This is a genomic window from Veillonella sp. VA139, assembly GCF_003992005.1.
Taxonomy (GTDB): Bacteria; Bacillota; Negativicutes; order Veillonellales; family Veillonellaceae; genus F0422.
The window spans coordinates 50728-66121 of the sequence record NZ_RQVL01000003.1 but is presented as its reverse complement, the minus strand read 5'-3'; the positions used below and the strand labels follow the sequence as shown (position 1 = coordinate 66121).

The 15394-nt window shown below is 42.1% G+C and carries 16 protein-coding genes; 1 reads left to right on the top strand and 15 read right to left on the bottom strand.

Features of this window, described 5'->3' with window-relative positions:
* Positions 1–4: 4 nt before the first annotated feature.
* The gene (locus EO125_RS02340; protein WP_127147482.1) at positions 5–814 is read right to left on the bottom strand and encodes an MBL fold metallo-hydrolase; all 810 of its coding nucleotides are present in this window, start codon (positions 812–814) and stop codon (positions 5–7) included.
* Between the two features lie 6 nt (positions 815–820).
* Positions 821–1933, bottom strand: coding sequence for a RuBisCO large subunit C-terminal-like domain-containing protein (locus tag EO125_RS02335; protein WP_127147481.1), 1113 nt, complete (start codon positions 1931–1933; stop codon positions 821–823).
* A gap of 428 nt (positions 1934–2361) precedes the next feature.
* On the opposite strand from EO125_RS02335, the gene EO125_RS02330 reads away from it, so the two are divergent.
* Positions 2362–3528 carry a pyridoxal phosphate-dependent aminotransferase gene (locus EO125_RS02330; RefSeq protein WP_127147480.1) on the top strand — a complete coding sequence of 389 codons (1167 nt, stop codon included), beginning with the start codon at positions 2362–2364 and terminating at the stop codon, positions 3526–3528.
* Positions 3529–3749: 221 nt separating this feature from the next.
* On the opposite strand, the gene atpC is transcribed toward EO125_RS02330, so the two are convergent.
* The 13 genes from atpC to EO125_RS02265 all read right to left on the bottom strand — a co-directional run bounded on the left by atpC (position 3750) and on the right by EO125_RS02265 (position 15393).
* Complete coding sequence (gene atpC, locus EO125_RS02325) at positions 3750–4007, bottom strand: ATP synthase F1 subunit epsilon (protein WP_062401503.1); 258 nt, start codon at positions 4005–4007, stop codon at positions 3750–3752.
* 3 nt (positions 4008–4010) lie between these two features.
* Entirely contained in the window at positions 4011–5429 is a 1419-nt protein-coding gene (gene atpD, locus EO125_RS02320; RefSeq protein WP_009353331.1) for a F0F1 ATP synthase subunit beta, read from the bottom strand.
* A gap of 22 nt (positions 5430–5451) precedes the next feature.
* Positions 5452–6306, bottom strand: coding sequence for an ATP synthase F1 subunit gamma (atpG, locus tag EO125_RS02315; protein WP_127147479.1), 855 nt, complete (start codon positions 6304–6306; stop codon positions 5452–5454).
* 3 nt (positions 6307–6309) lie between these two features.
* A complete protein-coding gene (atpA, locus tag EO125_RS02310) occupies positions 6310–7845 on the bottom strand; it encodes a F0F1 ATP synthase subunit alpha (protein WP_127147478.1) in 1536 nt (511 codons plus the stop codon).
* A 2-nt stretch (positions 7846–7847) separates the two neighbouring features.
* Positions 7848–8414 (bottom strand): ATP synthase F1 subunit delta, encoded by a 567-nt coding sequence (atpH, locus tag EO125_RS02305; RefSeq protein WP_127147477.1) that lies wholly within the window; start codon positions 8412–8414, stop codon positions 7848–7850.
* A gap of 4 nt (positions 8415–8418) precedes the next feature.
* Positions 8419–8913, bottom strand: a complete 495-nt coding sequence (gene atpF, locus EO125_RS02300) for a F0F1 ATP synthase subunit B (RefSeq protein ID WP_127147476.1) — start codon at positions 8911–8913, stop codon at positions 8419–8421.
* 29 nt (positions 8914–8942) lie between these two features.
* Positions 8943–9215, bottom strand: coding sequence for a F0F1 ATP synthase subunit C (gene atpE / locus EO125_RS02295; protein WP_009353316.1), 273 nt, complete (start codon positions 9213–9215; stop codon positions 8943–8945).
* 20 nt (positions 9216–9235) lie between these two features.
* On the bottom strand, positions 9236–9907 hold the full coding sequence (gene atpB, locus EO125_RS02290; RefSeq protein ID WP_127068361.1) for a F0F1 ATP synthase subunit A: 672 nt from the start codon (positions 9905–9907) through the stop codon (positions 9236–9238).
* A gap of 14 nt (positions 9908–9921) precedes the next feature.
* Positions 9922–10308: an ATP synthase subunit I gene (locus EO125_RS02285; RefSeq protein ID WP_127147475.1), complete on the bottom strand. Its 387-nt coding sequence runs from the start codon at positions 10306–10308 to the stop codon at positions 9922–9924.
* A gap of 9 nt (positions 10309–10317) precedes the next feature.
* A complete protein-coding gene (locus tag EO125_RS02280) occupies positions 10318–10521 on the bottom strand; it encodes an AtpZ/AtpI family protein (protein ID WP_164723754.1) in 204 nt (67 codons plus the stop codon).
* A gap of 184 nt (positions 10522–10705) precedes the next feature.
* Entirely contained in the window at positions 10706–11854 is a 1149-nt protein-coding gene (gene wecB, locus EO125_RS02275; RefSeq protein WP_127147473.1) for a non-hydrolyzing UDP-N-acetylglucosamine 2-epimerase, read from the bottom strand.
* Between the two features lie 601 nt (positions 11855–12455).
* On the bottom strand, positions 12456–13478 hold the full coding sequence (locus EO125_RS02270; protein WP_127147472.1) for a glycosyltransferase family 4 protein: 1023 nt from the start codon (positions 13476–13478) through the stop codon (positions 12456–12458).
* Positions 13479–13668: 190 nt separating this feature from the next.
* On the bottom strand, positions 13669–15393 hold the full coding sequence (locus tag EO125_RS02265) for a phosphoglucomutase (RefSeq protein ID WP_164726412.1): 1725 nt from the start codon (positions 15391–15393) through the stop codon (positions 13669–13671).
* Between the last annotated feature and the right edge of the window lies 1 nt (position 15394).

Genomic DNA, 15394 nt, shown 5'->3' with positions numbered 1-15394 from the left:
TATATTATTTTCCATCGATACCAATGGATGTATATTCCTTTTGATCTCCATGATGTGCAGTAAACCCTTCTTGACCTTGTGTTTTGCACCAAGCTAGCAAGCGCTCTGATAGCTGCTCTACTAAATGGAGCGAATTGTTCTGCTCCGAACGATGGGCAAAAATAACTTCCATATTCTTAGGTCGTCTCAAGGCTGACAACACTTTCATGGCCGTCACATTCGACAAATGACCTGCATTGCCTTTCACACGCCGTTTTAATTCTGGCGAATAGGGTCCGTAGACCAGCATCTGTTCATCATAATTAGCTTCTAATACCAATAAATCTGTATCATGCAGATGCGCTAACATCTCCTTTGATACCATACCAGTATCCGTCAATAGAGCCGCCTTTGTGTGCCCTTTATAACAAGTGATTCCAATGGGATCCACCGCATCATGGCTCGTAGAAAATGGCTGTAACACCATATCTCCTATGGTTACTTCCGTCGCCCCTAATGTTTGAAAGCATTCCAAGGGCAAGCTAAACTTGTCCATAAGCCTCCGTGCTGTGTTATGCTTGGTCAGTATGGGCAACCCCATTTGCTTAATCATTTGTGGTACCCCTGCAATATGGTCAGAATGTTCATGGGTAATAACAATGCCTTCTACCATATGCTTCGGTATTTCCAAATCCTGCAAAGCCTTAGTAATCCTTCGGCAACTAATACCTGCATCAATAATCACTGCACTGTGAGAACTGCGTATGATGGTGCAATTCCCTTTACTACCGCTAGCCACGACATGAACTTCTAATTCTTTTTCTTGCAATGTCATTGTCTCCTAGCTTCTTTCTAATACATCTATGAAAGCTTTCATATTCTCTGTTAAATCTGGTCCTCGGCGGAACATATCGCCCCCTACGAGGAACATCGTATCCTTACCGTAAATGCCCACCAATTCAGGTAAACGGACCTCAGTCACACCGCCGCCCGGTGATGGACATGATGCTTTCATCGATGCCAATGGTCTACGATTACTATCACAAATTTGGCGACATAAATCTGGTTTAAATGTAAATCGTCCACCATAGGATACAAAAATATTCATATCCCCACCGAAGATACGTGGCAATAAGCCCATCCAGATGGTGGCAGCAATTCCTGATGTGCCTGGTAATGTGAAGCCACCCATCATAGCCGGGTGCACGATCAATGGTAAGTTCAAGGAATCATCGGTAGCTAATCGATGGAGCCAACCAAATCCAATTAAGGATGGTGCCACCATGAGAGCTGTAGCACCCGCTTCTTTCGCATAATGGGCCCGTTCTAGCACATCTGTACCATCCCCAGATACATTGGCTGCATAGAGGGTATGATGACCGCTCTTAGCATTCGCCTCTTGCACCGCATGGGCACAACGTGACACCCGATCTTTGAAAGGAGAAAAGGATTGATTCGTCAATCCATGGTCATCCTTGATGACATCGGCACCGCCCAATGTATAGGCGTGACACATGCGAGCCAATTCTTCATTGGGCGTCCCCATCGGTTTAATAACAGCTTGAATCATAGGACGAGTTGGGGTCTGGCATAATTCTCGAATACCAGCTAAGCCGAATTTAGGACCTTGAAATGCGTTTACTAAACTTGGGCACAACTCTATATCCACCACCCAAATGTGTGGTTGCAACGACGAGTTCCCAAAAACTACATTTAAAAACTGTGTTACTTCAAAGCCTGATGTCTCCACCGGGTAGGCAATCTTTGCCAAAAAACAATCTTTTGTTTCTGTTAAGGAAAGCAATTGCCCCACCATATGACGGCGTGGATCACTTTCACCTAATAATTCGTATGGAAATTCAATGGTTTGCTCCACCTGTATAGACCAAGCCACTTGCTTCGCCTCTTCATAGGTGGGAACATGCAATGCATAGGTTACGGAAAATGTTTCCATCAGTAACTCCTTTCCCATCATTACAACTGTATCTATTCTATCTTGTGAGTATCTTCGTGAAAGCCTGTTACATTCTATTAGGTTGTAACAATTCTTCGAGACTATTTCTCTATTCTTATAGTATGACATAAGTTCCTATGAAATGCTATGTCATACCTACAATTATACACTATATGCAACAAAAAAGAACCTCTAATCCACTAGGTTCTTTTCTAAGAATGTGGTACACTGTTACTATTATTTACTCTATTATTCTACTAGGTGTTGTGACCGCCTGTATGAGCTCTTATAAGTGGCTAACCCTATATACACTTGTTATGGGCTGCTCTCCTTGCAGTGTCTCATATGAGCGACTATCCATATCAGTGGCACAGCATTCTAACATTTGACATAGAGATACATGCATCATGTATCAGAAAGGACAACCTATGAACTGGAACCACTATCTTTCAACTATGACACAAACATTACCCCCTTCTGGGATTCGTAAATTTTGGGAAAAAGCAATGGCTATGGACGATGTTATTTCTCTTTGCGTGGGGGAACCCGATTACATACCTCCTCAACCTGTGCTAGATGCACTGGTAGCTAGTGTGGAGCGAGGGGAAACAAACTACTCCCCGAATGCTGGTATCTTGCCACTACGCGAAGCTATTAGCAATTGGTATAACCGCCGTTACCACGTACACTACGGCACGGATGAAATGATGCTCACCATCGGTGCTAGTGAGGCCATCGATTTGTCCTTACGTGCTCTCTTGAACGAAGGTGATGAAGTACTTATCCCCAATCCATCCTATGTAGCACACCAAGCAGAAGTTCACATGTGTGGAGGCAAGGCTGTGCCTGTACCGACACATTTAGAAGATGGCTTCAAACTTCGTGTAGAAGAGTTAGAAAAGCTTATAACAGACAAAACAAAGGCTATTTTGATGTGCTACCCAAGCAATCCTACAGGAGCCATCATGGACTATGAAGATCTATTGCCTATCGCCGAGTTCGCTAAAGCCCATGATCTAATCATCATCTCTGACGAAATTTACTCGGAGTTAACTTATCACAAGGACCATGTATCTATGGCGTCCTTACCGAGCATGAAAGAGCGCACCATCATCTTGAATGGCTTCTCCAAATCCTATGCTATGACAGGCCTTCGCATTGGTTTCCTCTGCGCTCCGGCACCATTCATTACAGCTTGCATTAAACTACATCAGTACAGCATCGTCGCACCAGCTACACCAGTACAACATGCTGCCATCGTAGCTCTAAACGAATGCGATGACTCCGTTATCGCTATGCGACAAGATTACCTAGAACGACGTGACATGATCGTGAAAGGATTCCAAGACATGGGCCTACCTATCGCCGTACCAGAAGGAGCTTTCTATGTGTTCCCAGATATTTCTCAAACAGGTTTATCCGATGAAGATTTCTGCGAACAATTGCTAGAGCAACAACATGTAGCCGTCGTACCAGGCTCTGCTTTCGGCACTTGCGGCGCTAACCGCATTCGTTGTTCCTATGCGTCATCCAAAGAAACCATTCAAGAGGCATTGCGTCGTATTAAGTTATTTTTAGATACTATCCATAATTAATATAAATATAAAACAACATTGGGAAATAAATGTACTCTTAGCAATTTTCTTCTATTGTATATGGTACTATCTATGTATGTATCATCTTATTCATGGAACCGCTTAATTGCATTACATCTTATCCTAAATAACATGTAAACAACTATGCATACCACAAAAGGGTTGTACCAAAACTACTACAGTAGTTCGGTACAACCCTTTTTTATCTCTTCGATATGTAATTATGCACGTTCACAAGAGGCTGTCGTAATATACACAGAGTTATTTTCCACTTCTAGGAATCCCCCAGGAAGGATAAACTCTTCACTCTTGCCATCATGATCAATGCGGATGGCCCCTGGCGCCAAAGCGCTCACTAAGGGCATATGATGTGGTTGGATACCAAACTCTCCATCGAGAGCTTTCCCTACCACCATCGTTGCGTCTCCAGAAAACACTGTTTCATCGGGAGTAATAATTGTTACATGCATGGTACTCATAGATTATTCTCCTTTCCCTAACATGTCCCTTCCTTTGGCAACAGCTTCATCGATAGTTCCCACCATGTAGAAAGCACTTTCAGGTAAATCATCATGTTTACCTTCTAAGATTTCACGGAAACCACGCAATGTTTCTTTCAATGGCACATATTTACCAGGACTGCCTGTAAATACTTCGGCTACGAAGAATGGTTGACTCAAGAAACGTTGAATTTTACGAGCACGAGCTACGGTCAATTTATCCGCTTCAGACAATTCTTCCATACCTAAGATGGCAATGATATCTTGTAAATCTTTGTATTTTTGAAGTACTTCTTGTACGCCACGGGCTACGGAGTAATGTTCTTCCCCTAATACTAATGGATCCAAGATACGGCTTGTGGAATCCAATGGATCCACGGCTGGGTAAATACCAAGTTCTGCAATGGAACGAGACAATACTGTAGTAGCATCCAAGTGAGCAAATGTTGCTGCTGGCGCTGGGTCAGTCAAGTCATCGGCAGGTACATACACGGCTTGTACAGACGTAATGGAACCTTCTTTTGTGGATGTAATACGTTCTTGTAATGCCCCTACGTCATTGGCCAATGTTGGTTGATAACCAACGGCAGATGGCATACGACCTAACAAGGCAGATACTTCGGAACCAGCTTGGATGAAACGGAAAATATTATCTACGAATAACAACACGTCTTGTTGTTGCACATCGCGGAAATATTCCGCCATCGTCAAACCTGTTAAAGCTACACGCATACGAGCTCCAGGAGGCTCATTCATCTGTCCATAAACAAGAGCTGTTTTGGACAATACGCCAGACTCTTTCATTTCATTCCAAAGGTCATTCCCTTCACGGGTACGTTCACCAACGCCTGCGAATACGGAGTAACCACCGTGTTCTGTAGCGATGTTATGAATCAATTCCATGATCAGAACTGTTTTACCTACACCGGCACCACCAAATAGACCGATTTTACCACCTTTTACATATGGCGCAATTAAGTCTACGACTTTAATACCAGTTTCTAAAATATTAGTTTCTGGAGCTAATTCATCAAATTTTGGAGCAGCACGGTGAATTGGCCAATGTTCATTCACTTTCACTTCTGCTGGATCATGGTCTACTGTTTCGCCTAATACGTTGAAAATACGACCTAGTACACCATCACCAACAGGAACGGAAATAGCGGCACCTGTGTCCACCGCTTCCATACCACGAGTCAATCCATCAGTGGAACTCATGGCTACACAACGAACTGTGTCATCACCTAAATGTTGCATCACTTCTACAACAATCTTAGATGCTTGTTCGTCGCCTTTTGTAATAGTAATTGCGTTGTAAATAGCAGGCAATTCACCTTTTGGGAAGACTACGTCTACCACCGGTCCAATAACCTGAACTACTTTACCTATATTTGTACTCATATACGAGATACTCCTTTATCTATTATTGCAATGCGTTTGCACCGCCTACGATTTCAGAAATTTCGTTAGTAATACCTGCTTGGCGCAACTTATTGTATTCTAAGTGCAAGGTACCAATCAATTCGCCTGCATTATCAGTAGCGGATGTCATGGCCGTCATACGGGCACCTAATTCACTAGCCGCCCCATGTAGCAATGCATTATATACAGTGCTTTCCACATAGGCTGGCAACAATTGTTCCAATACAGACCCTTGATTCGGATAGAATAAACTTTCACCGGCCTCTGCTGTATCGGACTCTAATGAAAGAGGTAATAAGCGCTCATGAGTCACTTCTTGCAATAAGGAGTTCACAAACTTAGTGTATACCAATACCACTTCATCTACCTCACCAGATAAGAACATGGTTTTCACTTGTTCCACAATGTCTTGAGCATGATGAAAGCCTGGTTTATCAGAAAAACCTTGCAACTCAGAGACTACAGAATAGCCATGGCCTCTGAAATATTCCGTTGGCTTACGACCCACTGTGAATAAACCATAGGCATCTGTTGGCGTATCCTTGAGCAAGGATTGCACGTATTTAATGATATTACTAGTATAAGCACCAGCCAAACCTTTATCAGCACCTACCACCACATAGGCTACCTTCTTCACAGGGCGAACTGTGAGTAGCGGTAAATCTGCGCCCCCATCTAGAGAGGACATACTTTGATGCAGCATGTGGCGGAGACGTTCAGTATAAGGTTCAGTACCTTTCGCTTTTTGTTGTGCACGACGTAGACGAGCAGATGCTACCATCTTCATAGCTTTTGTAATTTGCTGCGTATTAGTGACACTTTTTATACGCTTGCGTAAGTCTTGTGCACTACTCATAGATTACGCCTCCTCTGGTAATAATTCGTGAGTAGCACCAAAGATATCAATACATTCTAAAATCGCTTGTTGCAATGTTTTTTCTGTATCTTCTTCTAATTTCTTAGTATCTTTAATTGATGCTAATACATTGGCATAATTACCATGTACATAGTGTAATAAGGCATCTTGGAATGCTGGTACATCATGAACAGCTAATCGTTTAAAGTAGCCATTGATACCTGCATATAAGCATACTACTTGTTCTTCTACTTTTAATGGAGAATATTGTGGTTGTTTCAACATTTCAGTTAAACGTTCACCACGATCTAATTGTGCTTTTGTGGAGGCATCCAAATCGGAACCGAACTGCGCGAAAGCCGCTAATTCACGATATTGTGCCAATTCCAAGCGCAATTTACCAGCTACTTGTTTCATCGCTTTAATTTGTGCACTACCACCTACACGAGATACGGATAAGCCTACGTCAACTGCTGGACGAACACCAGAGTAGAACATATCTGTACCCAAGAAAATTTGTCCATCAGTGATGGAGATTACGTTTGTTGGGATATAGGCAGATACGTCACCTGCTTGTGTTTCGATAATTGGTAAGGCTGTAATGGAACCGCCACCTAATTCATCAGATACTTTCGCAGAACGTTCCAATAAACGAGAATGTAAGTAGAACACGTCACCAGGGTACGCTTCACGTCCTGGAGGACGACGTAATAACAAACTCATCGCACGGTATGCAGCCGCTTGTTTCGTTAAATCATCATATACACAAAGTACATGTTTACCTTGGTACATGAAATGTTCGCCCATAGCTACCCCAGAATATGGTGCTAAGTACTGCATAGGAGCTCCTTCAGACGCCCCTGCAGATACGACGATAGTATATTCCATAGCTCCTGCTTCTTCTAATTTTTGTACTACACGAGCTACAGTAGATTCTTTTTGACCAATTGCTACATAGATACAAATCACATCTTGTCCTTTTTGGTTCAAGATCGTATCAATAGCAATCGCTGTTTTACCAGTACCACGGTCACCAATGATCAACTCCCGTTGACCACGACCGATTGGCACCATCGCATCAATGGCTTTCAAACCAGTTTGCATTGGCTCAAATACAGATTTACGATCTGCAATACCAGGTGCTGGGTATTCTACAGGACGATATGTTTCTGCCACAATCTCTCCTTTACCATCGATAGGTTGACCAAGGGCATTCACAACACGACCAATTAAGCCATCTCCTACAGGAACCTGCATGATGCGGCCTGTACGGCGCACTTCATCGCCTTCTTTAATCAAGAAGTCATTACCTAGGAGAACGGCGCCTACATTATCTTGTTCTAAATTGAGTACCATGCCATATACACCATGAGGTAACTCTAACAATTCGCCAGCCATGGCCTTTTCAAGACCGTAGATATGCGCAATACCGTCCCCTACTTCCAGAACAGTTCCTACGTCATCTACGTTTAATTCAACATTATAGTCCTGAATCTGCTGTTTAATAATGGCAGTAATTTCTTCAGGCGTCATTTTCATAATTAACCATTCACCCCAATCTTATTGGTACTTGCATTAAGCAATGATTTTTTCAATTCTTCCAATCGTCTAGCCATACTTCCATCAATCCGAGTGTCTCCCACTTGAATGACCATACCACCTAAGATGGATGGATCCACCTGCTCTTCCATGACACATTCTTTGCCAGTGATGTCTTGCAGTTTTTTCAATACTTTTTCACGTATTACTTCTGAGAGTGGCTCAATAACCGTCACTTTCGCTTCCAAGATGCCACGGCTTTCACGGGATCGTTTCACGTAAGCACGGGCTGTTTCCATGATGTAGGGACTGCGACGGCGGTCCACCATAACATAGAGAAAATTCATAATCAATGGATGCACTTCACTTCCAAAGATCTGTTCTAGAATCTTCTTTTTCCCTGCCACTTCTAACATAGGATTGATTAAAATTTGGCGTAATTCCTCATGGGTGGAAAATAAATCTTGCACATAGGAAAGATCTGTATCAAATTGCGGTAACAAACCTGATTCCTGTCCTAATTCAAATATAGCGGAGCTATATGTTTCTGCAATTCTTTCTACACTCATCGTATCACGACCTTATAGTTGTACTATCAAGTTTTGCAATGGTATCCTCTACAAGAGCTACATTATCAGCACTGGAAAAGTCTTTTCCAATTAGCTTGCCAGCTACCTGTACAGACAAATTCACAACTTCTGCACGAATTTGTTGCATTGCTTTTTCCCGTTCCCGTTCAATTTCTTGGCGGGCTATTTCTTTTTCTTTCACTAGTTGAGCTCGTAACTCTTTGATTTGTGCTTGTGATTCTGCTTCTGCTTGTTGTTTTGCGGTCTCGATAATCCCTTGTGCTTCTTTACGAGCCTCTTGCAATTGCGCTGTATATTCAGCTTTCAACGCAGCCGCTTCTTCTCTAGCATGTTCTGCACTGGTAAGATCATTCTCAATGCGACGTTTCCGTTCTTCCATGGTTTGCAACAACGGTTTATACGCATACTTTGCTAAAATCAACACTAGCACGATAAAGTTTAAAATCTGAAGTACGAGTGTGCCGTTTAAATCTACCAACGGTCATACCTCCTCTTAGCTAATGTCTATTATTTAAGTAAGTCTACCAATGGATTTGCGAACACTAATACAATCGCAATAACTGCTGCGATAATAGGCACCGCTTCGATCAAGCCTACAGAAATTAACATATTTGTAAATAATTTACCAGATTGTTCTGGTTGACGAGTCATACCTTCTAATGCTTTACCAGATACAAGACCGTCACCAATACCTGCACCAATCGCAGCCAAACCAATTGCTAAACCAGCGCCAATGGCAGAACCAACTAATACATACGCTTTCGCTAATAATAATTCCATTATAATTTCCTCCTAATACATTAATGTCCATCTCCGATTGTCATCCCCAAATATGAGGTAACGAGCATGGCAAAAATAAACGCTTGAATAATACCGATTGCTAGACTAAAGGCTAACCACACGATAGGAAGTACATAGGGTACCAATGCATATAATAATTCTAGTAGAATTTCCCCCGCTAGTATGTTACCAAACAAACGGAAGGCTAATGTGACTGGCTTCGCTATCTCTTCCATCAAATTAATAATGATAAATAACTTAAATGGTTGCACAAAGTGTTTGAAATAGCCTATACCTTTCACTTTCAGACCTACAATCCATACAAGAATCGAGCTGGAAATGGCCAATCCCAAGGTGGTGTTAATGTCATTTGTTGGCGATGCCAAGATATGCGGACTTGGAATCAAGCCCAATTCATTACTCACCAAAATAAATAGAAAATACGTAAATAGGATGGAGCTTAAAAACTTCCACTGATTGCCTAGGTTCGTTTTAAACTGTCCTGTCAATCCTTCTAACACGCTTTCCATCACATTTTGAATCCCCTGTGGTACCATGGCCCGTGACCGTGTAGCTAATAGTGTGACCACAATAATGATTGCCATCACTAGCCACGTCATGTATAGCGTATCCATATTAAAAGAGATACCCATCCATTGAACAACATGATGATGCCCTGCATGTAACTCCATATTCCCACCCCCTTTCACATAGATGATTCCCTATTACGTTGACGTACATACATACTATACTCAACATATTGCATAGGAACAAATACACAGATTCCGCCTAGTACACCTTTCATGGAAATAGAAGGAATCTGCGTGCTTATGCCTACTAACAATACGATTAAGCTAAACCGACTCATAACACCAATCCAAACTCGTCGTTTCACATCGTCTAAGGTGGCGTCTTTCATCTTATAGGTTTGAAAGGCTAAATACAAGAAATATACAACATAGGTCATAATTCCCCATAGCCAACCAGTAATATGACTAGACCAGTCCAGTATCCATAACACGACTACACCTAGTATAGCCACTGACAGTATCCATCGGCAATGACTTTTGATATAGGTTATATATTCTTTCATACAGTCTCCTTACATGCACTGACGTATGACACCATATAGACCTAGAAATCCACCGATTAATCCACCGAGAAGTACGCCCCAAGGGTGCGTGCCCACATAATGATCAATGGCATAACCAAGCCCCATACAGATACCGATAGAACAAAGTATGGTAAATCCCGTAGTAGATGCTTTGGAGATAGCCATCCATAGATCTGATTTTTCTTTCCCCATAGACATACCTCCCATACCTCTAACATTACAAATTATACCATCTACAAAGATAGTTTTAATAATATATATATTTTATACGTATCAAAACTAATCCCCTCGTGAAGCGAAAAATGATATGATTCTATCCATTTCAAGGCTATTGAAAGTAGATATCAACGATGTATGACTTTTACTCATGCATCTATTACTTTATACAAAAAGAAAATGGTTTTTCTTGCGTTTTATCAAACTCATAGCGCAATGCTTGCACAATCCGATTCGATGCCAATCCATCTCCATATGGATTCACTGCATTGGACATCTCTTTATAGATGTTTTCATTCGTAATCAACTCTTTGGCTGCTTTGTATACGGACCCTTTATCTGTACCCACCAATTTCACCGTTCCTGCATGTACCGCTTCTGGCCGTTCTGTGGTATCACGAAGTACTAATACTGGTTTACCCAATGATGGAGCTTCCTCTTGAATGCCACCAGAGTCGGTCATAATGAGGTAAGTACGAGCCATTAAGTTGGCAAATGGTTCATATTCCAATGGCTCAATCAAATGCACTCGATTCATGTGGCCTAGTACGTCTTGCACAATACTGCGCACCTTTGGATTCCGATGCATAGGGAAGATAACTTCTACGTCTTCATGCTCTCCAATAAGATCACGAATAGCCTCATACACATTGCGCATTGGGTCTCCCAAATTTTCACGGCGATGCGTAGTGACCAAAATGACCTTTTGATGTTCGTAGTCGATGTTGTTCAACAACTCTTCCTTGAACGTATAGTCTTCTTTCACCGTTGTCTGCAACGCATCGATCACCGTATTCCCCGTTACATACAAGTGATCTGGATGTATATTTTCTTTCAATAAGTTCGCTTCCGATGTAGTAGTCGGTGCAAAATGGTAGGTCCCAATAGCCCCCGTCAACTTGCGATTCATCTCCTCAGGGAATGGAGAGTAAATATTACCCGTCCGAAGACCTGCCTCCACATGTCCTACAGGAATGCCTTCATAGAACGCCGCCAGAGCCCCCACAAATGTTGTTGTCGTATCGCCATGAACAAGCACCACATCGGGCTTCGCTTCTTTCAATACCTCTTGTAAACCCATCAAAGCACGACAGGTAACATCGTACAACGTTTGCCCTTGGCTCATAATATTTAAATCATAATCTGGGGTGATGGAAAATAAATGCAACACCTGATCTAACATCTCTCTATGCTGCGCCGTTACCGTTACAATAGACTCCATATCAGGCGCTGCTTCCAAAGCCTTAACAACTGGTGCCATCTTAATTGCCTCAGGACGTGTCCCAAATATGGTCATGACTTTTAACATAGTACCTCCCACATATTTCGTTTACTTCCTTTACCATGAAAGCTGTCATACACAAACTTTCCTAAATCACTTTATTAAGCTTTTTCAATTATCTCTATTGTATCATGTACAAGCCTTCCATACTAGTAGAAACTACAAAGAAGTATGTCCAAACAAAATACCATGCCCCTCTCCCTCACAGAGTGAGCAAGTACGAGGCAAAATGCCATAAGCGTAAGCGACATGGCGTCCTATGCCCAATTCTGCAAACGCCAGAAAGCGTGGCACCCCTCTCCCCTACAGAGTGAGTAAGTACTAAGCAAAACGCCTTCAGCCGCGAAGTAGATTATCTAAGGCATATAGCATTTCATTACTAACATTAAGAAAACGCAAAAAGACCGCGGTATGTTCCCTCCCCCCTCACAGAGTGAGCAAATACTAGGCAAAACGCCATAAGCGTAAGCGACATGGCATCCTATGCCCAATTCTGCAAACGCCAGAAAGCGTGGCATGTTCCTGAACAAACATTATGAAATACCGTTTGTGAAGGAATGTGCCACGCTTTCCCTTTGCCTAAAAATAAAAAACGCCATGAAGCATGAGCTCCTGGCGTTTTGCCTAGCTATTTACGAACGTCGTTGTCTTTGGATATAATCCCAATTTTTGTTGCTGTCCACACACATGCACAAAGTATCACAAGCACTAGCAATACTCCGATAACAAAGTTTGCTTTTGCGGCCACGATAGACACACAACCTAAGAGTGCCGTAATAACATACATCAACAGCACAGCTTGTTTTTGTGTAAGCCCCATCGCCAATAGACGATGATGCAAATGCCCTTTATCTGGTTGGAACACAGGGCGTCCATTAATACGTCGCCGTACAATGGCAAATAAAGTATCTAAAATTGGTAATCCTAGCACAATCACAGGTACCACCAATGCCACAGTCGCTGCCGTTTTCACACTGCCCATAACAGAAATAGCCGCCATGGTATAGCCCAATAGCATACTACCTGTGTCACCCATGAATATTTTGGCAGGATTAAAGTTGTAGCGCAAGAACCCGCAAGCCGCCCCAGCTAATGCCAAGGTAATGCATGCCAATTCGATTTGACCCATTTGCAATGTCACGATACAAATCGTAATACACGCAATGAGGGAAATCCCTGCTGCCAATCCATCTAATCCATCAATGAGATTCACAATATTCGTAAACCCTACAATCCAAAATACCGTCAACGGTATAGCAAAATATTCTAAATACAATAGATGGTCACCAATGCTAATGAAATGCACGGCGTTCCCAAAGAGTGGCAACATAAGAGCCGCCAAAATTTGTCCCATCAATTTCGTTTTCGGACCAATTTGCTTAATATCGTCCCAAATACCTACTGCTACTAGGATGATAGAACCTACAATCAATCCTTTCACCGAAGATACATCTTTCACACTATATAGCAAAGATACCATATAGCCAATATAGATGGCCAATCCACCTAATCGTGGAATTGATACTTGATGCACCTTCCGTGCATCTGGTTTATCAATAGCACCTACCTTAACAGCAAATTGTTTCACCAAAGGCGTGCAAATATACGTTACTACAAGAGCAATGACAAAGGCCCATAAATATACTGTCATTTCACCACCTCCATACGTGGTATTTCATGATTATTACAAGTGATTGTCTACTAGTCCATCATTACAATACGAAGTTCTTTGTATAGACCATATTTATTAATTATATCAGTTAAACACAGCACATACAAGAATAGACACAGTAAACTCATGGAATCCCTTGTTCTTCATCCACTTGGTAAGCAATTATACATCATACAGATGTTATGACTAAACCTTCAATGATGCGTTTACCATCGTCCATGAGACGAGCTAATCCTTCCTCACCTGCATAGGACTCTGCATACATTTTATATAAGTTTTCCGTTCCTGATGGTCGCGCCACAAACCAACCTGTATTCGTCACAATTTTTACCCCATCAATGGGTTGATTTTCAAACAATGAGGTGGTACGAACGTCTAAGATGGGACTTCCCCCTAATTCTGTCACAGTCACATCACTAGGCTTCATCCCTTTTAAAGCATGTTTAATGTCCGCTGTGCAAGGCATATCCACACGTTGGAACACTGGTGTTCCCCATTGTGCCGTCATATCTGCATAGTGCTGTGCTGGAGTTTTCCCTGTAGTGGCTACCATTTCTACCGCTAAAAGTCCTAAAATGATGCCATCTTTATCAGTAGTCCATACAGTCCCATCTTGTTGCAAGAAGGAGGCCCCTGCACTCTCCTCTACCCCTAGACCAATCCGTCCATCAAATAATAATGGGGCAAAATATTTAAAACCTACTGGCACTTCATAGACGGGATGATTGGAATCTTTACAATAGGCATCCATCAAGCCTGTCACAACCGCTGTTTTACCTACCCCTTTCCCTTCCCAAGGACGAGTTTCATTCAAATACTTAGCAGCTACTACTAAATATTGATTTGGCGCTAACAAACCTTCTTCTGTGACGATACCATGGCGATCATAGTCCGGATCATTACCGATGGCTAGTACGTGATCACCCAGATTCTTAGCCACTTCTGCCATAGCATATGGAGAAGAACAGTCCATGCGAATCGCTCCATCATGGTCATAGGACATGAAACTAAATGTTGGATCATAGTCGCTATTAATAATGGTAAAGTTTAGATTATACTCCTCAGCAATGGCATGCCAATAGGATCCTCCACTGCCACCTAGCGCATTAATTAATACTTTCGGATTAGCTTGTTGAATCGCCTTCATATTGATAATTTGAGGCAATTCTTTTATATAAGCCATTTTAAAATCATAAGGCTCTAAGTATTGGCCTGCTTCCTCTACAGAAATTGCAACTGGTGCTACTGGTTTTTCTTCTTCATGATGACAGCAGCCACAATGAGCACTTTCATGAGCATCCACTAGATGATGAAAGGAGAATCGTTGAATACTATCTAATCCTTTTTGCAAATATTCGTTAGCTAATGCTTCAATTCGTTTGGTTACGGCTGTATCTGCTGGGCCCCCATGAGGTGGGTTATATTTAATCCCTCCATGTTCTGGTGGATTATGGGATGGTGTAATAATAATACCATCTGCTACATTCTCTGCTGTTGTATTTGCATTGTGTCGCAAAATAGCACGTGATACACTTGGAGTCGGCACAAATTCACGATGTGCATCCACACGTGTTTTCACGCGATTTCCCAACAAGACTTCAATAGCTACTTGCAAGGCTGGTTGCGATAAGGCATGCGTGTCTTGTCCAATATAGCAAGGTCCTGTGGCACCAAATTCTTGGCGTACATCACAAATCGCTTGGACGATAGCCGCCACATGTAATTCGTTGAAAGTTCCTTTCGAGGCAATCCCTCGATGTCCAGAAGTACCAAAGCTTACTCGTTCTTCTGGTTCATCATACCTCGGAGTTATTCGAAAAAAGTCTTTCACCACAGTATCTATATGAATCAAATCTTCTTTTTTTACAGGTTGTCCTGCTAATGGATGTACCATA